Annotated in this window: 19 protein-coding genes; 16 read left to right on the forward strand and 3 right to left on the reverse strand. The window is 38.2% G+C overall.

The features are described from left to right. The first annotated feature begins 4 nt into the window (after positions 1-4). The 10 genes from R8495_RS04185 to R8495_RS04230 all read left to right on the forward strand — a co-directional run bounded on the left by R8495_RS04185 (position 5) and on the right by R8495_RS04230 (position 13,503). A complete protein-coding gene (locus R8495_RS04185; RefSeq protein WP_317636299.1) occupies positions 5-4,297 on the forward strand; it encodes a PolC-type DNA polymerase III in 4,293 nt (1,430 codons plus the stop codon). Between the two features lie 63 nt (positions 4,298-4,360). Next, a complete protein-coding gene (locus R8495_RS04190) occupies positions 4,361-5,053 on the forward strand; it encodes a rhomboid family intramembrane serine protease (RefSeq protein ID WP_317636300.1) in 693 nt (230 codons plus the stop codon). Further along, positions 5,046-5,264, forward strand: coding sequence for a YqgQ family protein (locus R8495_RS04195; RefSeq protein ID WP_317636301.1), 219 nt, complete (start codon positions 5,046-5,048; stop codon positions 5,262-5,264). Before R8495_RS04190 ends, R8495_RS04195 begins: the two co-directional genes overlap by 8 nt. Continuing rightward, positions 5,257-6,228 carry an ROK family glucokinase gene (locus R8495_RS04200; RefSeq protein WP_317636302.1) on the forward strand — a complete coding sequence of 324 codons (972 nt, stop codon included), beginning with the start codon at positions 5,257-5,259 and terminating at the stop codon, positions 6,226-6,228. Before R8495_RS04195 ends, R8495_RS04200 begins: the two co-directional genes overlap by 8 nt. Next, positions 6,225-6,650, forward strand: a complete 426-nt coding sequence (locus R8495_RS04205; protein ID WP_317636303.1) for a rhodanese-like domain-containing protein — start codon at positions 6,225-6,227, stop codon at positions 6,648-6,650. Before R8495_RS04200 ends, R8495_RS04205 begins: the two co-directional genes overlap by 4 nt. A 105-nt stretch (positions 6,651-6,755) precedes the next feature. After that, positions 6,756-7,856, forward strand: coding sequence for an alanine dehydrogenase (gene ald, locus R8495_RS04210; protein WP_317636304.1), 1,101 nt, complete (start codon positions 6,756-6,758; stop codon positions 7,854-7,856). Positions 7,857-7,912: 56 nt separating this feature from the next. Next, positions 7,913-9,355, forward strand: coding sequence for a 6-phospho-beta-glucosidase (locus R8495_RS04215; protein WP_317636305.1), 1,443 nt, complete (start codon positions 7,913-7,915; stop codon positions 9,353-9,355). A gap of 101 nt (positions 9,356-9,456) precedes the next feature. Beyond that, entirely contained in the window at positions 9,457-10,215 is a 759-nt protein-coding gene (locus R8495_RS04220) for a tyrosine-protein phosphatase (RefSeq protein ID WP_317636306.1), read from the forward strand. A gap of 338 nt (positions 10,216-10,553) precedes the next feature. After that, complete coding sequence (locus tag R8495_RS04225; RefSeq protein WP_317636307.1) at positions 10,554-10,718, forward strand: hypothetical protein; 165 nt, start codon at positions 10,554-10,556, stop codon at positions 10,716-10,718. Then, positions 10,684-13,503 carry a BspA family leucine-rich repeat surface protein gene (locus R8495_RS04230; protein ID WP_317636308.1) on the forward strand — a complete coding sequence of 940 codons (2,820 nt, stop codon included), beginning with the start codon at positions 10,684-10,686 and terminating at the stop codon, positions 13,501-13,503. The genes R8495_RS04225 and R8495_RS04230 overlap by 35 nt, the downstream gene beginning before the upstream one ends. Before the next feature lie 169 nt (positions 13,504-13,672). Here the strand turns inward: R8495_RS04230 and R8495_RS11150 are convergent, their stop codons facing one another. After that, positions 13,673-13,735: a putative holin-like toxin gene (locus tag R8495_RS11150; protein WP_425613263.1), complete on the reverse strand. Its 63-nt coding sequence runs from the start codon at positions 13,733-13,735 to the stop codon at positions 13,673-13,675. 503 nt (positions 13,736-14,238) lie between these two features. On the opposite strand from R8495_RS11150, the gene R8495_RS04235 reads away from it, so the two are divergent. Beyond that, complete coding sequence (locus R8495_RS04235) at positions 14,239-15,675, forward strand: APC family permease (protein ID WP_425613264.1); 1,437 nt, start codon at positions 14,239-14,241, stop codon at positions 15,673-15,675. After that, positions 15,662-17,005: an aspartate aminotransferase family protein gene (locus tag R8495_RS04240; protein ID WP_317636310.1), complete on the forward strand. Its 1,344-nt coding sequence runs from the start codon at positions 15,662-15,664 to the stop codon at positions 17,003-17,005. Before R8495_RS04235 ends, R8495_RS04240 begins: the two co-directional genes overlap by 14 nt. 82 nt (positions 17,006-17,087) lie before the next feature. Here the strand turns inward: R8495_RS04240 and R8495_RS04245 are convergent, their stop codons facing one another. Then, a complete protein-coding gene (locus R8495_RS04245) occupies positions 17,088-17,267 on the reverse strand; it encodes a DUF3042 family protein (RefSeq protein ID WP_317636311.1) in 180 nt (59 codons plus the stop codon). Between the two features lie 81 nt (positions 17,268-17,348). Here R8495_RS04245 and miaA point away from each other — a divergent pair, with 81 nt between their 5' ends. From miaA to glnA, 3 genes are all read left to right on the forward strand, one after another. After that, positions 17,349-18,257, forward strand: a complete 909-nt coding sequence (gene miaA, locus R8495_RS04250; protein ID WP_317636312.1) for a tRNA (adenosine(37)-N6)-dimethylallyltransferase MiaA — start codon at positions 17,349-17,351, stop codon at positions 18,255-18,257. Between the two features lie 73 nt (positions 18,258-18,330). Then, positions 18,331-18,684 carry a MerR family transcriptional regulator gene (locus tag R8495_RS04255; protein WP_317636313.1) on the forward strand — a complete coding sequence of 118 codons (354 nt, stop codon included), beginning with the start codon at positions 18,331-18,333 and terminating at the stop codon, positions 18,682-18,684. A 7-nt stretch (positions 18,685-18,691) separates the two neighbouring features. Continuing rightward, positions 18,692-20,032: a type I glutamate--ammonia ligase gene (glnA, locus tag R8495_RS04260; RefSeq protein WP_317636314.1), complete on the forward strand. Its 1,341-nt coding sequence runs from the start codon at positions 18,692-18,694 to the stop codon at positions 20,030-20,032. A 1-nt stretch (position 20,033) separates the two neighbouring features. On the opposite strand, the gene plsY is transcribed toward glnA, so the two are convergent. Then, positions 20,034-20,663 (reverse strand): glycerol-3-phosphate 1-O-acyltransferase PlsY, encoded by a 630-nt coding sequence (plsY, locus tag R8495_RS04265; protein ID WP_317636315.1) that lies wholly within the window; start codon positions 20,661-20,663, stop codon positions 20,034-20,036. Between the two features lie 132 nt (positions 20,664-20,795). Here plsY and parE point away from each other — a divergent pair, with 132 nt between their 5' ends. Next, a complete protein-coding gene (parE, locus tag R8495_RS04270; protein ID WP_425613265.1) occupies positions 20,796-22,742 on the forward strand; it encodes a DNA topoisomerase IV subunit B in 1,947 nt (648 codons plus the stop codon). The last annotated feature ends 9 nt before the right edge of the window (positions 22,743-22,751 follow it).

Genomic DNA, 22,751 nt, shown 5'->3' on the forward strand with positions numbered 1-22,751 from the left:
AATTTTGTCTGATAAAAAATTGATTAAGTTAGCTGATCTTTTTGCTAAACTGACTTTAGAGCCCGAATTTTCAGAGGAGCTTAATTTAGATCAGCTTTGGTTGGAAAGATTATTAATCCATCGCATCTCAAATTCTTGGGATTTTTTTGTTGTAGGAGAGAATTTTCTACCAGTTTCTGCTTATTTGGAGCTAAATAATATTTTAAAAAATTTAGCTCAGAGTAAAACTATTGATCTACATCTCAATTATAAAAATGATCTACCTGAAGACTCATGGTATCAAGACTACTACCCAACAATGGTTGGAAATCTTTCACATTATCAGAATATTTTGCTTAATCAAAATGCTATTTTTGCTGAAAACAAATTACAAATCATTTTTAATCAAGAATTTATTTATAAGATGATGAATAAAGAAGTGGAGGCAGAAATTGCGGGAATTTACCAAAAATTTGGTTTTCCTGCGCCTAACGTTGAATTTGTGATTGATCAAAATTCTGAGGAAGAAAAATCAAAAGAATTCCTGGCAAAGAAAAAGCAAGAAAACGATCTTGCGTTTCAGTCGCTTCAAAAGCAATTAGCAGCAGCGCCTCCAGCTAGCACTCCAGTCAGAAAGAGAAGCAGCAAGGACGACAAAAATATCACTGGAAAAGTTGTCCCAATTAATGAAATTGAAGGACCGACTTCGACAATTGTGCTCGAAGGACAAATTTTTAAATCTGATCAGCGAGCAATTAAGAATAAAAATTACATTTTAACTTTTGAGATTTACGACGGCACTGATTCAATTTTATTGAAAAAGTTTGCTGGTGAAAATGAGTTAGCTGATTATAAAGACTTGAAACCAGGAGTTTGGGTTAAAGCCAAGGGGAAAATTCAAAACGATCAGTTCACTGAAAATTTAACGATGAATTTATATAATATTCAACAAATCCCCTCACCACCAGCTCGTCGAGATAATTACGAAGGTCAAAAACGAGTCGAACTTCATTTGCATTCGAATATGAGCCAAATGGATGCAATTACGCCCGTTGGTAATTTTGCTAAAAGAGTAGCTGATTTTGGGCAAAAAGGTTTTGCATTGACCGATCATGCAAATTTGCAGGCATATCCTGAAACATATTATTCTACTCAAAAAACCGGTATCAAGGCTATTTACGGCGTGGAAGCTAATTTAGTCGACGATTATACGCACATAATTTATAATTCAACACATGAAGCTCCTGAAGAAGTAACCTTTGTAGTTTTTGATATTGAAACTACAGGATTATCTGTTGAATTTAATGAGATTATCGAAATTGGGGCCGTGAAATTTGCAGGTGGAAAAAAAGTTGGAGAGTTTCAGGAATTTATTAACATCGGCAAACCTCTAAGTGAATTTACGAAGGAATTGACCAGTATAACTGACGAAAATATTCGTAGTGGTAAATCAAATTCGGAGGTGATGACCAATTTTCATGAATTCATTGACGGGGCAGTTCTGGTTGGTCACAATGTACGTTTTGATTGGGATTTTATTGATAAAAACTTCGAACGACTTAATTTAAGTAAAGTTCAGCGACCAGTAATCGATACGATGGGACTGGGGCGATTTTTGTATCCAGAATTAGCTAATGTCCGACTAGAAACTTTAGCGAAAAAAGTTGGGATTTCTTTAACTCACCATCACCGGGCGATTGATGACGCTGAAGGTACTTATGAAATTTTCTTTAAAATGTTGGCAGAATTTCAAAAGACGCACGAATTAAAAGAATTAAGTGATTTGGATCAGCATTTGGACTTAACTAGTACCTATCGTCAGGTTCGACCGACGCACGTAATTTTGCTTGCTCAAACCCAAAAGGGACTCAAGAATTTGTTTAAAATCGTCTCTGATGCCCATACAAAGTATTATTATCGGGTGCCAAGGGTTCCTCGTTCTATTTTGAACGAATATCGCGAAGGAATTTTAGTCGGTAGTGCCTGTGATCAGGGAGAAGTTTTTGATTCAGCCTCTTTAAAAGATGACGAAGATACCCTGAGAGTAGCTAAGTTTTATGATTATTTGGAAATTCAACCCCTTGGTAATTATGAACATTTGATTAGAAATCAACGGTTAACAGCAGAACAATTGCAAGAAGTGATTCAAAAGATTATCCGAATCGGGGCAAAATTACAAATTCCAGTTGTAGCAACGGGAGATGTTCATTATTTGGATCCGAGCGATTTTAAATTTCGAGAAGTTCTTCTTGCATCTCAGTCAATGACGGCAAAACGTAGTCGAAATTTACCTGAATTGTATCTCCGGACAACACAGGAAATGTTAGATGAATTTGCTTTTTTGGGTGAAGAGACCGCCAAGCAAGTGGTGATTACTGCCAGTAATGAAATTTTTGATCGAATTGAAGATGTTGTCCCTTTAAAGGATAAACTGTACACGCCAAATATTGAAGGTGTTGATCAGAATTTACGTGATGCAGCTTATGATCGCATGCATGAGTTGTATGGGGACAATCCGCCAGAAGTAGTTGAAAATCGCTTAAAAACCGAGTTAGATAGCGTAATCGGAAATGGATTTGCTGTTATATACTATATTTCGCGCGAACTAGTAAAAAAGAGTAATAAAGATGGGTACTTGGTTGGTTCCCGGGGGTCAGTTGGTTCAAGTTTTGCTGCAACGATGCTAGGGATTACGGAAGTTAATCCATTGCCACCACACTATCGCTGTCCAGATTGTCATTATTCTGAATTCTTTTTGCACGGAGAATATGCTTCAGGTTATGATTTGCCTGATCAAAAATGCCCTGAATGTGGTGCCGAATTGGCTAAAGATGGACAAGATATTCCATTTGCGACTTTTTTAGGTTTCAACGGAGAAAAAGTTCCCGATATTGATTTGAATTTCTCTGGCGATTACCAGCCAGTTGCTCACAATTACATTAAAGTTTTGTTTGGGGAAGATCATGCTTATCGTGCTGGAACGATTGGAACCGTTGCTGAAAAAACTGCTTATGGGTATGTTAAAGCCTTTGAGCGTGAACGAAATATTTCGTTAAAACAAACGGAAATTGATCGGCTCGCTAGTGGAATCACCGGGGTAAAGCGGACGACTGGCCAGCATCCGGCCGGCATTTTGATTGTTCCTCAAGAGATGGATATTTATGATTTTACTCCGATCCAATATCCGGCTGATAAAGTTGATTCAGCTTGGGAAACTACTCATTTTGAATTTAGTTCGATTCACGATAATATTTTAAAAGTTGATTGTCTTGGTCATGATGATCCGACCGTAATTAGAATGTTGCAGGACTTGTCTGGTATTGATCCGGTAACAATTCCAACTGATGACCCAGAGGTTTTATCCTTGTTTTCTTCACCTAAAGCACTGGGAGTTACGGCAGAAGAAATTGGTTCAAAAACGGGAACCCTTGGAATCCCTGAGTTTGGGACGGGTTTTGTTCGGGGAATGTTAGAAGAAACTCATCCGCATAATTTCTCTGAACTATTGCAAATTTCAGGCCTTTCTCATGGAACTGACGTTTGGCGTGGTAATGCTGAGGAGTTGATTACAAAGAAAAACGTCACGATCGATAAAGTAATTGGTTGTCGGGATAATATTATGATGGATTTAATTCACTGGGAAGTGGAACCAAGTACAGCATTCCGTGTGATGGAAGATGTTCGTAAAGGCCGTGGTGTTAAACCAGATGATGAAGAAGTATTAAAGAAAAATCCGAAGGTTCCTTCGTGGTATTTGGATTCTTGTAAAAAGATTAAGTATATGTTTCCGAAAGCTCATGCGGCAGCTTATGTCTTAATGGCTTTGCGAATTGCTTATTTTAAAGTTTATTTTCCGATTTTATATTATGATGTTTTCTTTTCAATTCGGACTAATGATTATGATATCAGTCTGATGAGCACAGGCCAAGCTGCAATAAAGGGGCGTTTGGATGAATTAAATGAAAAAATTCAAAGTGGCGAAGCCACAATGATTGATAAAAGCAGTCGAACTTCACTTGAAGTTGCTAACGAGTCTTTGTGCCGCGGGATCAAATATAAAATGGTCGATTTGAATCAATCGGATGCTTTTCAATTTAAAATAATTGATGATCAAACGCTTTTAGCTCCATTTATCTCTATTCCTGGCCTAGGAGCAAACGTTGCTAAACAGGTAGTTCTGGCTCGCAGTGAACATCCTTTTACTTCGAAAAAAGATTTGCTTCAAAGAGGAAAAATATCGCGGACAGTTCTAGATTACTTGGATGAAAACAAAGTTACGGCTGACTTACCAGAAGATGACCAGTTAACTCTGTTTTAAGGAAATTTAGTGCTCAGTAGGTCAAAAATGCTAAAATAAAGATTAATAGATTGAGGAGGTCAAGTGAATATTAAGTCTTATCTACGTGAATATCCGGTTACTTTTAGTTTAATCGCAATTACAGTCGTCATGTTCTTAGTTGAAATGATGAAAGGTGGAAGTCAACAAATTGAGGTTCTTTATCATTTGGGTGCTTTGACGCGTTCTGGTGTTCAAACAGGACAATGGTGGCGATTAATTACTCCCATTTTTTTACATATTGGATTTCAACACATCTTATTTAATATGTTGACCCTCTTGGTCTTTGGCTTTTATATTGAACCCTTTCTAGGGAGCTGGCGCTTTTTAAGCGTTTATCTCTTGGGAGGAATCTATGGCAATTTAGTTAGTTTTGCATTTCAAAGTGAAACAACGATTTCGGCAGGAGCGAGCTCATCGATTTTTGCACTTTTTGGCATTTTTGTTTTGATGCGGCGGTCTTTGGTTAATAATTCTCAGTATCATTATCTATCGACTCAAATTGTCGGACTCGCAGTTTTCAATTTTGTGTTTGATGTAATAGATAATTTTGCGGGAGGATCAATTGGACTCTTAGCTCATTTAGGTGGCTTTATTGGTGGATATTTCTTGTCAATTATTTTAGGGTCGCCACAAGCTGCTAACTATCCTAGTTGGCAAAGAATTTTGGCTGCATTATTTTTTGTAGCGTCGTCAATTGGGTTATATTTGTTCGGAATGGGGCGGGCCCTTGTTTGATCTTGATGAAATAAAACACTTCTACAATGTTTTAGATCTATTAAAAAAATTTAATATTTACATTCATTTAGGAAATCGGCTTGATGATTTAAAATTAGCTGAAGTTGAACTAAATCGCTTATTTAGAGCTAATTTGATTGATCGGGATATCTATCTAAGGTCAATGACTATCGTTAAAAGCGAAATTAGGAAAGAGGAGAATAATGAGTAAATTATATTTAGGAATTGATTTAGGTGGAACAACCATTAAATTTGGTATGGTTGATGAAGCAGGAAAAGTTCGCAAACAGTGGAATATTCCAACTAATATTGAAGATGGCGGGAGCCATATTTTGCCTGATATGCTAGATTCAATTGGCAATTATCTTCCAAAATACGCCAGTGATCAGGTGATGGGCATTGGTCTTGGCACACCAGGAACGGTTGATCAAGTTCATGGGACCGTTAATGGAGCGTTTAATTTAAACTGGACGACTGAACAACCGCTAAAAGAAAAAATTGAATCGGCTTTTAAGATTCCTTTTTTTGTTGAAAATGATGCTAATGTTGCGGCATTGGGCGAGCGCTGGGTCGGAGCAGGAGAAAATCAAAACGAAGTAGTATTTGTCACACTTGGGACCGGGATCGGCGGTGGAATCATCGCTAATGGTAAGTTAGTACATGGGATTGCTGGTTCTGGTGGTGAGATCGGACATATTGTAGTGAAACCAGACGGTTATCCATGTACTTGTGGCAATCGAGGTTGCTTGGAAACCATCGCTTCAGCAACGGGAATCGCGCGAGTTGGAGAAAGTTTTGCTGGTAAGTATCCTGAATCATTGCTTGGTGAAGCTGCACAAAAAGGTAAATTAAATGCCAAAATTGTATTTGATCTAGCCAAATCGGGTGATCAAGCAGCAATTGAAGCCGTTGATTATGTTACATATTATTTGGCTTGGGGTTTAGGACAAGTAGCTGATGTTTTAAATCCTCAGTACATTGTGATCGGCGGCGGGGTCTCTGCCAGCGGACAGTTTTTAATTGATCACATCAATAAATTTTTCCCTAATTTTGTTTTTGATAATATCAAAAAAACTACTTCTTTGCGTTTAGCCGAGCTCGGTAATGATGCAGGTATTTTAGGCGCAGCTTCGCTTGTTAGGGAAAGTTTAAAGGAAATTGAGGAGGGAGTATGATGTCTTTTGCTGCGACGACACCAACTTGGTTGTGGATAGTTGATGGAGTATTGCTTGCTATTTTGTTATGGATTTTTGGCAATTGGTTTTATTACTATGTTAAAGGAAGGATCATCAAAGGTGGATTAAAGCCTCAAGAATTCGAGAAAAAAGTTCACAATGGACAGATTATTGACTTGCGAAGTAAAGGAGATTTTGATACTGCCCATATCATGGGAGCTAGAAACATTCCTTATTCATACTTTAAGCAGTATCAAGAATCAATTAGGAAAGATTTACCAGTACTACTATATGAACGGACTGATCAAATTCCGATTCGAGTTGCCGGAAAACTTAAAAAGAATGGCTACCAAGAAGTTTATTGGCTGAAAGGTGGTTTTATGAAATGGGAAGGCAATACCAAAAAGAAGGCATCACTTTAAGGTGATGTTTTTTGTTTAATCAAATTCATTAATTTGTTGTTTATTTTGAAAAAAGTGTTATGATGAGTTTGGAAGCGCTTAATTAGAAGAAAGAAGGCGAACAAAATGCTTATCGGAATTCCAAAAGAAATTAAAGTTGAAGAACATCGAGTTGGGATGACACCAAGTGGCGTTCATGATTTAGTTAATGCTAATCATCAAGTTATTGTTGAGAAGGATGCTGGTTTTTATTCAGGTTACTTGGATAAAGAATATATTCAAGCAGGAGCCACGATCGGTACCGCTGAAGATGCGTGGGATACAGAAATGGTGATTAAGGTAAAGGAACCTTTAGCCTCAGAATACCATTATTTTAAGGCTGGTCAAATTATTTATACTTATCTTCATTTGGCGGCTAATCGAGAATTGGTTGACAGCTTAATTAAAAGTCAAGTGACAGGAGTTGCTTATGAGACGATGGAAGATCGTCATGGACATTTGCCATTATTATTTCCAATGAGTGAAATTGCAGGCCGGATGGCAGTGCAGGTGGGCTCACATTTTTTAGAACAAACATTTAAAGGGAAAGGCATCATTTTGTCAGGAGTTACTGGCGTCCAGCGAGGTAACGTGGTAATTATTGGTGCGGGGACCGTTGGTTTTAACGCGGCCAAGATCGCTGTCGGCATGGGAGCTAACGTGACAATTTTAGATATAAATGCGGATCGATTGGCCGAAGTTGACAATTTATTTGATGGAAAAATTCAGACTTTAATGTCTAATCCCCATAATATTGCCCAAGCAGTTAAATCAGCAGATTTAGTAATTGGAGCCGTTTTGATTCCCGGAGCAGTAGCCCCAAAATTAGTGACCGAAGAAATGATTGCTAATATGGAGAAGGGTTCAGTGGTTGTAGATATTCCAATCGATCAGGGAGGAATTTTTGAGACTTCTGTTCGGGCAACTACTCACGATGATCCAGTTTTTATTTCTCATGGAGTGATCCATTATGCAGTTGCTAATATTCCTGGTGCAGTGCCTCGGGTTGCCACTGATGCACTATCTAGCGCCACTTTACCCTATGCTTTACAGATTGCCAGTAAAGGAATTAAAAAAGCAGCTGCTGATAATCCGATGATTTTAAAAGGAATTAATACCTTTGAAGGTAAATTAACTGAAAAATCTGTCGCTGATAGTTTAGATTTAGAATGTACAAAATTTGTTTAAAATAATCGTAAGTTCCAGTAAAAGATTTTATTTTGAAAAAAAGGAGTTTTTAATCATTGAATAATAATGGAAAACTGAGAGATGATTTTTTATGGGGTGGAGCAGTTGCAGCTCATCAATTAGAAGGTGGATGGCAAGAAGGTGGCAAAGGAGTTAGTGTTGCAGATGTTATGACAGCTGGTGCTAACGGCGTAGCGCGTCAAATAACTGATGGCGTTCAGCCTGGCCTTTATTATCCTAATCACGAAGGAATTGATTTCTATCATCGGTATCCAGCGGATATCAAATTATTTGCCGAGATGGGCTTCAAATGCTTTAGGACCTCAATTGCTTGGACTAGAATTTTCCCGAATGGGGATGAAACAGAACCCAATGAAGAAGGATTAAAGTTTTACGATGATTTATTTGATGAATGTTTAAAATATCAGATTGAACCAGTTGTAACTCTTGCTCATTTTGAAATGCCTTATTATTTGGTAACGGAATATGGTGGTTGGCGGAATCGTAAATTGATCAAATTTTTCATGAATTTTGCCGAAGTTGTCTTTAAACGTTATCACAATAAAGTCAAATATTGGATGACTTTTAATGAGATTAATAACCAAACTGATTTTAGCAATCCGTTTGCAATCATGACAGACTCAGGGATTAGACCTGAACCAAATGAAGATTTGGAAAAGACGATGTATCAAGCTTCTCACTATGAATTAGTCGCAAGTGCTCAGGCCGTTAAACTCGGACATTCGATTAACCCAGATTTCCAGATTGGTTCAATGATTGCGATGGTTCCGTTTTATCCAGCGACTCCTAAGCCAGCTGACGTTATGAAAGCCCAACGAGCAATGCAGGCAAGACTTTGGTTTGAAGATGTTCAGTCAAACGGAAAGTATCCGAATTGGCTTAAACAATATCAGACTAACAAGGGCTGGAATTTAGATATTACGGCAGAAGATTTAAAAGAGCTCGAAGAAGGTACTGTCGATTATATCGGGTTTAGTTACTATATGTCTGGCTGTGTTGAAGCTAAAAAAGATGAGCCAAAAAGCTATCGTTTCCTTGAAGAATCTGATCGGACAACTAATGAGTATGTTCCAGCTTCTGATTGGGGTTGGCCTGTGGATCCAGAAGGATTGCGTTATACGATGAACTGGTTGCAAGATCATTATGACAAGCCTCAATTTATTGTTGAAAATGGCTTTGGCGCTATCGATAAAGTTGAAGCTAACGGCGAGATTCACGATCAATATCGGATTGACTATTTGAAAGAACATATTGAACAAATGAAATTAGCAGTATCAGAAGATGGAGTTGATTTGATGGGGTACACTCCTTGGGGTTGTATCGATTTAATTTCAGCTGGAACAGGCCAAATGTCCAAACGATATGGTTTTATTTACGTTGACCGTGATGATGAGGGCAACGGATCAATGGAACGCTCAAAGAAAGATTCCTTTGAATGGTATCGCAAGGTGATTGAATCTAATGGTGAAGTTCTTTAATAAAATACTTTGAGATCGACGGAACTTGGTCGATCTTTTTTTATGGAAAGAAAAAACATGGTATGATATTTGAGTAATTCTAAAATCAAAGGACAATAAAAATGAAACTAGTGAATTTTCGTGATTTAGGTGGAATAAAAAATAGAAATGGTCAATTAGTGAAACATAAGCGGTTGCTTAGATCTGGTGAGGTTGTTAACGTTGATCAAGAAGTAATAGACCAATTGGTGCAAGATTACCAATTGAAGCAAATAGTAGATTTAAGAAGTGAAGAAGAATTCATTGAGAGGCCTGATGATAAAATTCCAGGAGTTGACCTCATAAACTTACAAATCATGAAAGGAGCAAAGACGAACGGATTCAGCCTCCAAGATTTTGCTAGAATCGGTGATGTTTCATTTGTGGATGATCATATGCTTAATGTCTATCACGATGTTGTATCTAATCCGATTTCTCAAGAATACTATGGGAATTTCTTACAATTATTAATTGATACCCCGGATGGTTCAACGCTTTTTCATTGCTTTGCTGGTAAAGATCGAACTGGGATTGCTGCAGCCTTGATTCTATGGCTTTTGGATGTCGAAAACGAAGAGGTTGTGAAGGATTATTTACAGACTAATGTAGATCGAAAAGTTGCTAATGATGAAATTATTGATGGATTCAGACGTGAGGGTTATGAGGGAGATGAGCTTCTGGCTTTAGCAGTTTCTCTTGAAGTAAAAGAAGAATACTTAGAAATCGTTCAAAATTTTATTAATCAAAATTATGGTAGCGTCAAAAAATATGCAGAAGAAGAGTTAAACTTCGATCAAAGTAAAGTAGATAAATTACAGGACTTATATTTAGTTTCTGATTAATTGAGAACAAAAAACCACCCGGTTTGGGGGAACCAGGTGGCTAATTCAAATTTATAAAAGGAGAGAAAACGTGAACATTTTAAATGCAATTCTTTTGCATCACTTACTGTTCGTCTATTATTATCAATCTTTTGCTTTAGTAATCCATCGGTCTCAGGACCTATTTTTTGTTAATAACATAAATTGCCTTGTCTCTGATTAAAATGCTAGAAGAGAATTTTGGCAGTGAATTCGTTGACTTCACATTTTTTTTACAAAAAGTGGAATCCAATTTGATAAGAAGTCTGGTATACTATCGATAATTAGTGAAGACTTAATGTAATTACGAGGAGATGACCATGAAGTTAGTAAAGAAGTTGGGATATGTTTTGGTGACGTTAAGCGGTATTTATTCTTTGTTTTTTGCTTTGAACTTTAAACAGGACAGTAAAGCTGCTGATTTTCCGGCAAATGTGGCAACATTAACAAATGGTAGCGATTTCAGGGGGGGGGCAATTAGCTAGCCGTGTTAAATCTACTTTTCTAGAACCGCGATTATTGTCTGAAGTAGTAAAGACCAATGATTTTCGTTTAACTGGGGAAAGTAAATTTGTAAACGGTCAAGGTTCAGTTACTTTAGATTGGGACCGAGTTTCTGATACTTCTGATGGTTATATTGTTCAAAGAACCACTAACAGTGCTATTTCAGATGATGATTTTGCTTGGGAAGTCGCACCAACTAATTATGGTAAGCATGTCAAAATCTTAAATGTTTATCCACCTGGAGGAAATTTCCTAAAAGGTTGGATGAATCAAAATAATGGAACTGGTCAGCCGGTTTCAATGAACTTAATTGACGTTACAGAAGTGTCATTGCCCAATTTTAATGCAAATCCCGATGGCTATTTAAAGGATGCAGCTGGTAATTATCAATACGATGGAATTTATTTTGGTTCTGCTGACAGTAACGGTGGTTGGACTGCGGGAGTTAATGATTTAACAGCTATATCTCAACCTGCTGTTGCAGCTTTTGCAGATACGGGAAGATCATTAATTTTGGGACATGATACCATTTGTGATATTTCAATGGGTGTACATCCTTATTTTAATATGTTTGCTTCTAAAATAGGTATTGAGTTGGCTAGAGATATTGAATCTAAGGGCGGAAGAATTGATAGCTATAATTGGCGAGGTTCAAATCAAGTTTCTTTTACTACGAATGGAACGTTGAATCAATATCCTTATAATCTTGATAGCAATGCTGTTTATAATATTTCCTCATCCCACTCGTTATCTCAATTTTTTATGTATGATGGGGAGACCACTAGATGGATGCACTACAGTTCTAACGTATGGAGTGGAGGAAGTGGACCATTTACTGGTAATACTAACTACGCTCATGATGGTACGGGTAAGGTGATTGGTGATGATAACTGGTATCTGGTTACCAAAAACAATTATGCGATGATTCAAACAGGGCATTCTAATGGATCTTGTACACCAGACGAGGCAAAAATCATTGCCAATATGACCTATTACACAAGCACACTTAATACGACAACTCACGGTGAGGACTATACAGTTAAAGATACGGCAGTGCCAGATAGCCCAACTGAATCACTTAATGGATTAACCGGCACCCAATTAAGCCTTAATATCAACTCTCAAGATGAGGGAAGCGACTATTATTATCGCGTAAAAGCAAAATCAGATGTTGCTGCAAAATATTCTGATGTAATTAAAACCACTGTTACAAGCGGCATTAAAGGATATGTCTACACTGTCGATGCCAATCCAACTGGAACCCCGCCTGTGATAAAAAATCCTTCAACTGGTGTTGTTACTAATATTAATTTAAATCCGACTTCTTCATCAGACCCGCAAGCAATTCTCAATTTGTCGCTCCCTGCTAGTTATGGTAAATACGTTCATATCGTAGCAGTTGATAATGCAAATAACGTTTCGGAAGTTAAAAACATCAACTTAAATGATTTCAAGTGGTGGGATATTGACCCGACTACTAAAGTTTTAACAATTTACCCACATGAATTAAACGGTTCAGTGGATACAACGGGCGCTTCTGTTTGGCCTTGGCATGGACAAGCGGCAGATGTCACAAAGGTTGTAATTAAACCAGGAGTAACAGCTCGCGGATCACTTCACAATTTATTTACTGACCTCACGAATGCAACCGCTATTGAAGGACTTGCATCTTTGGATACCTCAAACGTCACTGATATGAATGCAATGTTTGCGCAGTGTCAGAGCTTGACCAGTCTTGATGTGAGTAAATTCAAAACCGCCAATGTGACAGATATGAATAGTATGTTTAACTATTGTACTAGATTAACTAGTTTGGATGTCAGTAGCTTTGTTACGAACCAGGTTACCAGTATGCGAGGGATGTTCCAGGGATGTCTGGGGATCACAGAGTTGGATCTAAATAATTTCAACACCAGCCTGGTACAAGATTTTAGTTACATGTTTAATGAGATGCATGGATTGAAGAAGTTGAATGTGACCAGCTTTAATACATCAAGTGCCACCGACATGACGGTAATGTTTGCGCACATGTCGGTGCTTCCGAGTCTTGATCTTAGTAGTTTTAACACGAGTAATGTTACAACAATGACGTCAATGTTTGATGGGAGTCCGAAGTTGTGGCAGTTGACACTTGGAAGTACTTCTAAATTAGCAACAGATTGTGCTTTAAAAGATCCAAGAGTAGAGGATGAGATTATAGATTCGCTCGCAACATATTACGTGACAAATCCGAATTGGCGTGAGGTTGGATCAGGAGGAACGGTTCACGATCCGAAGGGAACAGCAAAAACTGCAGCTCAGATTATCAGTGATTCGTCTACCGCCACCGGAACACGAATTTATGTATGGGATCAACAAGGCAGGCAGACATTAACAACAACCGGCAGTATCGATTTTGGGACTCATAGAGGATCTATTCGGGCGCATAATTACACGAGTGCGGCTCAGAGCTTCAATATTACCGACAATCGGAATTCTCGCAACGGAAAAGTTTGGCGCGTCGAAGCGTCGTTGACGAAACAATTTGAACTTGCGACTGACACCACCAAGAAGATCTCAGGAAATCCACTCTATTATCAAAGTAACGGAGCGACAACTAATCTCACCTCAACGGCTCAGACTGTGTATAACGGGACGGCAGGTAGTGGCTATCAAGACGCACTCGCGATTCCCTGGAATCTGAGCTTTAAAGCGCGGGCAAGCGATATTCCAGCACCTGGTCACTACAAGGCGACCGTGACGTATACTTTAGTTAACGTGCCTTGATTGTATACCTTTAAGGGTATATAATTTAGGTATAAAAAGAGCCGGTGCGCTAACACCAGGTAGATGTGAGCCGCTTTAAAGGCGGTGGCAATATTGTAGAAATATTTAACCCTTCCTATAACTCGCCAAAGTTAGATAGGACGGGTTTTTTGTTACTTTTCGTTATGTTTTAAGATGTTGCAATAAGCAAACCAAATGAAATCATCAACGAGATAGCTTGAAAAACAGTCAAGCTGACTGCAAATCCTTTCTAGTAAGATTTTTCCGTATTTCCATACGACACCACCTCCTTGGAAATTCATGCAGCCACCGCCCATAAAACTTCTCACCTGTTAAGTATATCAAAAAGAACAAATGTTCGACAGGTGAATTTTGCTATTTCGAAAAATTTTTATAAAACTCTTCAAGTCAATAAGTTAAATACGAAGATAGATTTTAGTGAGGAAAAACAGACAATTAAAATGTTGGAATATCGATCTCATTAATATCTCAAACCGTATATAACGGTATAACGGTGAAATTTTTATTGTGAGCGAAAATTAATTAAGATGTACACCGAGATTAATTCAGTTGTTTCTCCCGTTTTTCAATAAATACTCGAAATTATTAATAAAAATCATTGACAATTAACACGAGATATTAGAGAATATTAACCAACTTCTAGTGGTAGGTGTAAAAATATCATAGGGGAAAATAAATTCGGGGGTATTAACATTGAATAAATTATGGCGGCGGATGTGCCGTAAGGAAGATCCAAGTGTATACGAACAAAAAGACGCTCATTTAGCGCGGACTCTTAGAGTCCGCGATTTTTTAGCTTTAGGGGTTGGAACAATTGTTTCAACAGCTATTTTTACTTTGCCAGGAGCAGTAGCTGCTGCCCACGCAGGTCCAGCAGTAGCGTTGTCGTTCTTGGGCGCTGCGGTTGTATCAGGGTTAGTAGCATTTGCTTATGCAGAGATGTCTTCGGCAATGCCTTTTGCTGGTTCTGCTTATTCTTGGATTAATGTAATTTTTGGCGAATTCTTTGGTTGGCTTGCTGGTTGGGCGCTTTTAGCTGAATATTTTATTGCAGTAGCTTTTGTAGGCTCAGGTTTTTCGGCCAACTTGCAGGGATTATTGTCTCCTTTGGGTTTTAAACTGCCAACATTTTTGGCAAAATCATTGGGTGCAAAGGGTGGATTTATTGACATAATTTCGGCCGTAGTAATTATTGCAGTGGCATTATTACTTTCTCGCGGAATGAAAGAAGCAGCACGAGTGGAAAATGTTTTAGTTATTGCTAAAGTTTTGGCTGTTATTTTATTCCTTGTTGTTGGAGCAACGGCGATTAAAGTTCAAAATTATGTTCCGTTTATTCCTAAATATCACGTAAATCCAGATGGGAGTGCTTTTGGTGGTTGGCAAGGTATTTATGCCGGTGTTTCAATGATTTTCCTTGCTTATATCGGTTTTGATTCCATTGCAGCTAATTCAGCCGAAGCTCGGGATCCACAAAAGACAATGCCTCGTGGCATTTTAGGCTCTTTAGCAATTGGTGTAGTTTTGTTTGTTTCGGTATCTTTAGTTCTAGTTGGGATGTTTAAGTACACTGATTATGCAAATAATGCAGAACCAGTTGGCTGGGCATTGAGACAAAGCGGCCATGCAGTTATTGGATCGATAGTCCAGGCCGTTATTGTTCTCGGAATGTTCACTGCTTTGATCGGAATGACAATGGCAGGCTCAAGACTAATTTATTCTTTTGGTCGAGACCTTTTACTTCCGAAATGGTTAGGCAAGTTAAATAAGAACAATTTACCTAATCATGCTCTTCTGGTTCTAACAATTATGGCAGTCATTGTCGGGGCAATTTTTCCGTTTGACCAGCTTTCACAGTTAATTTCTGCTGGAACGTTAGTTGCTTTTATGTTTGTGACGTTAGGAATTTACGGCTTACGGCAGCGAGAGAAAAAAGATATCAAAAATGAAGGCTTTAAAATGCCGCTTTATCCAGTCTTGCCATTCTTGGGTTTTGCTGGTTCCTTAGTAGTATTTTTAGGAATAAGCACGGAAGCTAAAATTTATGCTGCTGGCTGGTTTTTGATCGGAATAATAATTTACTTCTTGTACGGAATGAAACATTCATATTTAAACAAAGAGAAGGAGGATTCACAAAATGGAACTGAATGAAAATCAAAAATTATTAAACTCTGAAAATAAAGTACTTGCTCCGGCAACCCGGATTCAATATTTTGATTTAGTCGTTGCCAGTGGCAAAGGAGCCGTTCTAACCGATTTGGACGGCAAAGAATACGTTGATTTGTTAGCCAGCGCTTCGGCAACTAATACTGGGCATTCCCATCCACATGTGGTGGAGGCCATTTGTCAACAAGCTAAGCAAATAATTCAGTACACACCTGCTTATTTTGCCAATGAACCAGCAGCACGGTTGGCGACTCGTTTGGCAGAATTGGCTCCGATTAGCGGACCTGTACGAGTGGGCTGGGGGAATTCAGGATCTGATGCCAATGATGCCATTATTAAATACGCTCGTGCTTATACAAAACGTCCGTATATTGTGAGTTTTACCGGTGCTTATCACGGGTCGACCTACGGTTCCATTAGTATTTCAGCAGTTAGTTTAAATATGAGTCGCAAGATTGGCCCGCTATTACCAGATATAGTAAAAGTTCCTTACCCTGATCCCAGTAAAAAACCAGCCAATGAAACATTAAACGATTTTGTGGACCGCTACTGGGAAGCATTCAAATTGCCATTTGAAACCTATTTGCCAGTTGAAGAAGTGGCGGCAATTATTATTGAACCAATTCAAGGTGATGGTGGAATTATTAAGGCGCCGGATGAATACATGCAGCGCTTATACAAATTTGCCCATGATCATGGAATTCTGTTTGCCATTGATGAAGTTAATCAAGGTCTTGGACGAACCGGAAAATGGTGGTCAATTCAACACTTTAATTTGGAACCCGACATTATGACGGTTGGAAAATCGATCGCTTCAGGTCTGCCTTTGAGCGCAGTGATTGGTCGAGCAGAAATTTTGGACAGCCTTGATTCACCTGCTAACACTTACACGACAGCAGGGAACCCAGTTACAACTGCTGCTGCAAATGCAACATTAGATGTGATTGAAAATGAGCATCTGGTTGAACGGTCGGAGAAATTGGGTAAATTAGCGCAAGAATTCTTTGATCAAGAAAAGGATAAATATGATTTTATCGGCGATGTACGTTTTTACGGTTTGAACGGAGGGGTCGATATCGTTGACCCTCAAACTCATCAGCCAGACAGTGATGCGACTAATATGATTATTTATCGCATGTTTGAATTAGGAGTAGTTGTTATTAGTTTACGCGGTTATACTTTGCGGATTCAGCCGCCTTTGGTAATCACAGAAGAACAACTACAACACGTATTCACTGCATTTAAACAAACATTTTCAGAGTTGGCAGCTGGAAAGCTGAGTTTGCCGGAAAATGCAGATCAAATGGGCTGGTAAATCTGTTAAAATCATTCTAAAGTACTTTTAGGATGGTTTTTATTTTGCAACAAAAAAGGAGCAAATATTTGCTCCAATTGTCTTAACCCATATGAGCTTGGTGACTCTTACGGTTAGCACGACGACGATTGTCTTCAATCTGTTGTGCTTTTTCTTCAGTTGGTTCAACGACAGTCTTTTTAAAAGCATAAGCCGACGCAGCAACAGCGCCAATAGCTGCAACACTGCCAGTTACAAAACCAGAGATAAATTTCTTAGCCATGAATAGCCTCCTTACTTGCGATATCATCTGTAGTAATGTTATCTTTAAACTAAAATCTTTACAAGCCCAATTATACAACATATGAAAAAAATTAAAAAAATTATCGTAATTGTCGGTCCTACCGCAACAGGAAAGACAGATTTAGCCGTTAGATTGGCTGAAAAGTTAAATACCTATATAATTTCAGGGGATTCGATGCAAATATATCGCTATTTTAAGATTGGTACTGCTCAACCTGATTTGAGTGCAATTGATGTTCCTTATTATTTGGTTAATCAGATTGAGCCGACTGAGCGTTTTTCGGTTTATGACTTTAAACAGGCTGCAAATGAAATTATTGATCATAACTCCACGATTCCAATTATTGCAGGGGGGACGGGGCTTTATATCAATTCATTTCTTCGTAATTATTCTCTTGGTGAACTTGAAGAGAAGCAATACCAGGACTTTTTGATGTCTAATGAAAATTTAAATTTAACGGATCTGATTAATTGGTTGCAAGAAATTGATCCAACTGCGACCCCTTATGTTGACCTAGCTAATAAGCGCAGGGTTTTAAGAGCAATTGCAATTAAAAAACTCACAGGTCGCTCAATTGTTGATCAAAAGGAATCTGAAGTAGAATTTGACCCTTATATTATTGGACTCAACACAGCTCGGAATGTATTGTATGAGCGGATTGAAAAACGAGTAGACCAGATGATGGAACAAGGTATAGTTTATGAGGCAGAAGATGTATATATACATCAAGAAGATTATCCGCTTTTAACAAAAGCGATTGCCTACAAAGAATTTTTCCCTTATTTTGCCAAAAACTGCGAGCTTTCAGCTTCTGTTGCTCTTTTGAAGCAAAAGTCTCGTAATTATGCTAAACGTCAATTAACGTGGTTTCGTAATAAAATGCAGGTGAATTGGTATGATTTATCCGAACCCGATTTTATTACTCAAATTGAGCATGATGTTATGCAGTGGCTTGCTTTTCTGGATTGATGTCAGAAATGCTAACATCAACTATTGAACTGATTTATTAATCGAGATAATTTATACCAGGAGGGTTAAGGATATGAGTAAAGAAATTAAACGGGATCTCCCGATCCTTTCACTTCAGGTTGTCATGGCTTTGACGGATCTAAGTGCCCGCCAAATTAGATATTACGAAGAAAAAAAGTTAATCACTTATCATCGAACTGATGGTCATCAAAGGGTTTTCTCGCTTAATGATCTTGATGAATTATTGATTATTAAAGAGATGCTTGATAGTGGTGAAACGATTAAAGAAATTCAGCAATATCGAGCGAAAAAGACCTCAGGATATCAAACTGAAACTTTTAAACCCGTTACTGATGAAGAAGCACGAGATATTTTTCGTAATGAAATGATGCGTTATCTAGAAATTGGTAAAAATAATTTAGACTGAGGAAAAAATGGCACGCAAAAAATACACCAAAGAAGAGATTAGAGAAATAGTCGAAAGAGAAAATGTTAGCTTTATTCGTCTAATGTTTACAGATATTAATGGAATTTTAAAAAACTTAGAAGTCCCAGTGTCCCAGCTGGAGAAAGTTCTCAAAGGAGATCTAATGTTTGATGGTTCTTCCATTGATGGATTTGTTCGAATTGAAGAAGGTGATATGTATCTTAAACCAGATTTAGATACGTTTTTAATTTTTCCTTGGGGCACGGAGCATGGTAAAGTTGCTCGTTTGATCTGCGATGTTTATGACCCGAATCACAAGCCTTTTCTTGGAGATCCACGGGTGAATTTAAAACGAAATATCAAAGAAATGGAAAAGATGGGTTTTACATCTTTTAACATTGGTTGCGAACCAGAGTTTTTTCTCTTTAAACTTGATGAATTGGATCATCCGACTAGTATTTTAAACGATAAAGGGAGTTATTTTGATTTTGCTCCGCTTGATTTAGGTGAGAATTGTCGGCGAGATATTGTTTTAGTTTTGGAGAAGATGGGCTTTGAGGTTGAAGGAGCGCACCATGAAGTGTCCCCTGGTCAACACGAGATCGACTTTAAATACGAGAACGCCGTTGAGGCCGCTGATAATATTGAAACTTTTAAACTGGTGGTTAAGACGATTGCTAGGCAATATCATCTTCATGCGACGTTTATGCCTAAGCCAGTGCAAGGGGTCAATGGGTCAGGAATGCATACAAATATGTCGCTATTCACAGACAAAGGAAATGCATTTTATGATCCAGATAGCGATCTCCAACTATCACAAACTTGCCAGAAATTCTTAGCAGGTCTTTTAAAACATGCAGCTAGTTTTACGGCAGTGACTAATCCAATTGTCAATTCTTATAAGCGCCTCGTTCCAGGGTTTGAAGCTCCCGTTTACATTGCATGGAGTGGGCGGAACCGTTCGCCGATGGTACGAGTTCCGGTCGATCGAAAAAATTCTACGCGTTTAGAGTTAAGAAGCGTTGATCCAACGACAAATCCCTATATGGCTTTTAGCGTGATTTTAGCCGCTGGGCTTGATGGATTAAAATCTGATTTGCCAGCAGTTCCTCCAATTGACCGCAATATTTACCGGATGAATAAAGAGGAGCGCTTGGCTCATCAAATCCGCGATTTACCTCAAAATTTATATGAAGCACTAAATTGGTTGGGTAAAGATGACGTTGTGGTAAAATCTCTAGGTGAACACATTTATAGAAGTTTTGTAAACTTAAAGAAATTAGAATGGGTGTCTTATTCCCAAACCATTTCGGATTGGGAGAAAGAACAATATTTAGAAATTTATTAAATTATTTTTTGTTTTTGCGCCAGTAAATTAAACCGAATGGGACAAGATTTTCTTGCCCTTTTTTGATGCGTTTGATATTTTCGCGGTGGCGATAAATGACAATAATTAGTAGAATAAAAGCGATAGGTGATAAAATTGGATCTTTGAGAACAAAAAAAGAAACAAGGTTAACAAAGATAAACCCTAAAATACTACCCATTGAGACAGCACTTGTGAAAAAAACGGTCGTTAAAAAAACAATCCAGGTTAAAATAAAGAGGATTGGCTCGTAGGCGAGTAAAATTCCGGCTCCTGTTGCTACAGCTTTACCGCCGCGAAATTTCAAGAAAATTGAAAATGTGTGGCCAAGAACTGCAAAAAAACCGCAGATAATCACATAGTAGTGAGGGTAGTGACCAAAAATGATAGGAAGTGACGCACTAAGAGTTCCTTTTAACATATCAAGCATTAAAACCAAACTGCCTAGTTTAGTTCCCAGCACTCGGTAGGCGTTGGTGGTACCAATGCTGTGACTGCCGTAATTTCTAATATCGGTGTGCTTAAACCATTTACCGATTAGAACTCCAAACGGAATGGAACCGATCAAGTAGGCAATTAAACAGAGAATCGTGAAAATTAAAAGTTTGCTCATTTTAGTTATCCTTTGCAGTAGAAATCACCACCAATTATAACTGAAATTCACCAGAAAAAATAAAAATATTGAAGATCAGGGTGAACTTGCGTTATATTTGTTAATCAGTAGAACGAAATAAATGAAAATGGAATAGATATGACAACAAATACATATAATGACAGCAACATCAAAATTCTAGAAGGACTAGAGGCGGTCCGTAAGCGCCCCGGGATGTATATTGGTTCGACCGATGCTCATGGACTTCATCATTTAGTTTATGAAATTGTTGATAATGCCGTTGACGAGGCTTTAGCTGGTTTTGGTAAAGAAATTGATGTCACAATTGAAAAGAACGGTTCAGTGACGGTTCGGGATTTCGGTCGTGGAATTCCAACGGGGATGCATAAAACGGGTCGTCCGACAATTGAAGTAATTTTTACAATTTTACATGCAGGCGGAAAGTTTGATGATTCGTCCTATAAGACTTCTGGTGGTTTACATGGAGTTGGATCTAGTGTGGTTAATGCTCTTTCTAAATCGATGACAGTTAAAGTGAACCGTGACGGCTTAGCCTTTAAAGAAGAATTTAAAGATGGCGGTAAGCCAGTTGGAACCCTGCAGAAGTTAGGTAAAACCAAAGAGCCAGACGGGACCACGGTTAATTTTTTGCCCGATGATACTATTTTTAGCGAAGTAGACTTCAATTTTGACGTCCTCAAGGAAAGAATTAAAGAAGCAGCATATTTACTAAAAAATGTTCGCTTTGTCCTTAAAGACAAAAGAACGGGTCGAAAAGAAGAATATATTTTTCCCGATGGGATCAAGACTTTTGTGGCTGATCTCAGCAAAGACAAGGAGTTAATCGGTCAAATTTTTGATTTTTCTGGTAAAGAGCAGGGCGTTGAAGTCGAGTTTGCGGGAGCTTTTAACACCGGTTATTCCGAAGTGATGTATTCATTTGTCAATAATGTTCGCACACCTGACGGGGGAACCCATGAGGTTGGGGTTCGCTCAGGTTTGACGCGAGCTTTTAACGAATATTTCCGGTCAAGTGAACTTCTAAAAGAAAAAGAGAAGAATATTGACGGAAGTGATCTGCGTGAAGGATTGACGGGAGTTTTGTCGGTCAGAGTTCCCGAAGAACTTTTACAATTTGAAGGACAGACTAAGGAAAAACTTGGTAGCCCAGTAGTTAAGGGAATTACCGAAAATATTATCTATGAGCAGACGAAATATTATCTTTTAGAAAGTGGCGACTTTGGGCAGAAGATTTTTGCCAAGGCCAAAGCAGCTCAAGAAGCTCGGATTGCGGCGCGTAAGGCTCGTGATACGGTGCGAAAAGGTAAAAAGAGCAAAAAAAATGATGGCTTAATTTCTGGTAAACTAACGCCAGCTCAAAAGCATGATGCTAAACATAATGAGCTTTTCTTGGTCGAGGGTGATTCAGCCGGTGGTTCAGCAAAACAAGGTCGAAACCGGAAATTTCAAGCAATTTTGCCGCTTAGAGGCAAGGTTTTAAACACTCAAAAGGCTTCGTTAGAGGAAATTTTTAAAAATCAAGAAATTAATACGATTATTTATGCGATTGGAGCGGGAGCGGGAAAAGACTTCAAAGTTAAAGACAGTAATTATGATAAAGTGATTATCATGACCGATGCTGATACCGATGGGGCACATATTCAAATTTTGTTATTAACTTTTTTCTATCGCTATATGTTAGATTTGGTAATTGCGGGGAAAGTTTACATTGCAATGCCGCCGCTTTATAAGATTCAAGTTGGGATTAAAAAGCCAAAAATAGAATATGCTTGGACTGAAGACGAATTAGAAAGTAAGACTAAACAAATTAAGACCAAGTATGCTTTGCAGCGGTTTAAAGGGCTTGGCGAAATGAATGCTGATGAGCTTTGGGAGACGACAATGAATCCTGATACCCGGACGCTTTTAAGGGTCAAAATTGAAGATTTAGCTTTTGCAGGTCAAGAGGTTGAAACATTGATGGGAGATCAGGTTAGTCCTCGGCGTAAGTGGATTGAGAGCAACGTTGATTTTTCAGATCATGACGAAAACGACAATATTTTAGAAGTATCGAGATAGGAGATTAAA

The organism is Xylocopilactobacillus apicola (assembly GCF_033095985.1).
GTDB lineage: Bacteria > Bacillota > Bacilli > Lactobacillales > Lactobacillaceae > Xylocopilactobacillus > Xylocopilactobacillus apicola.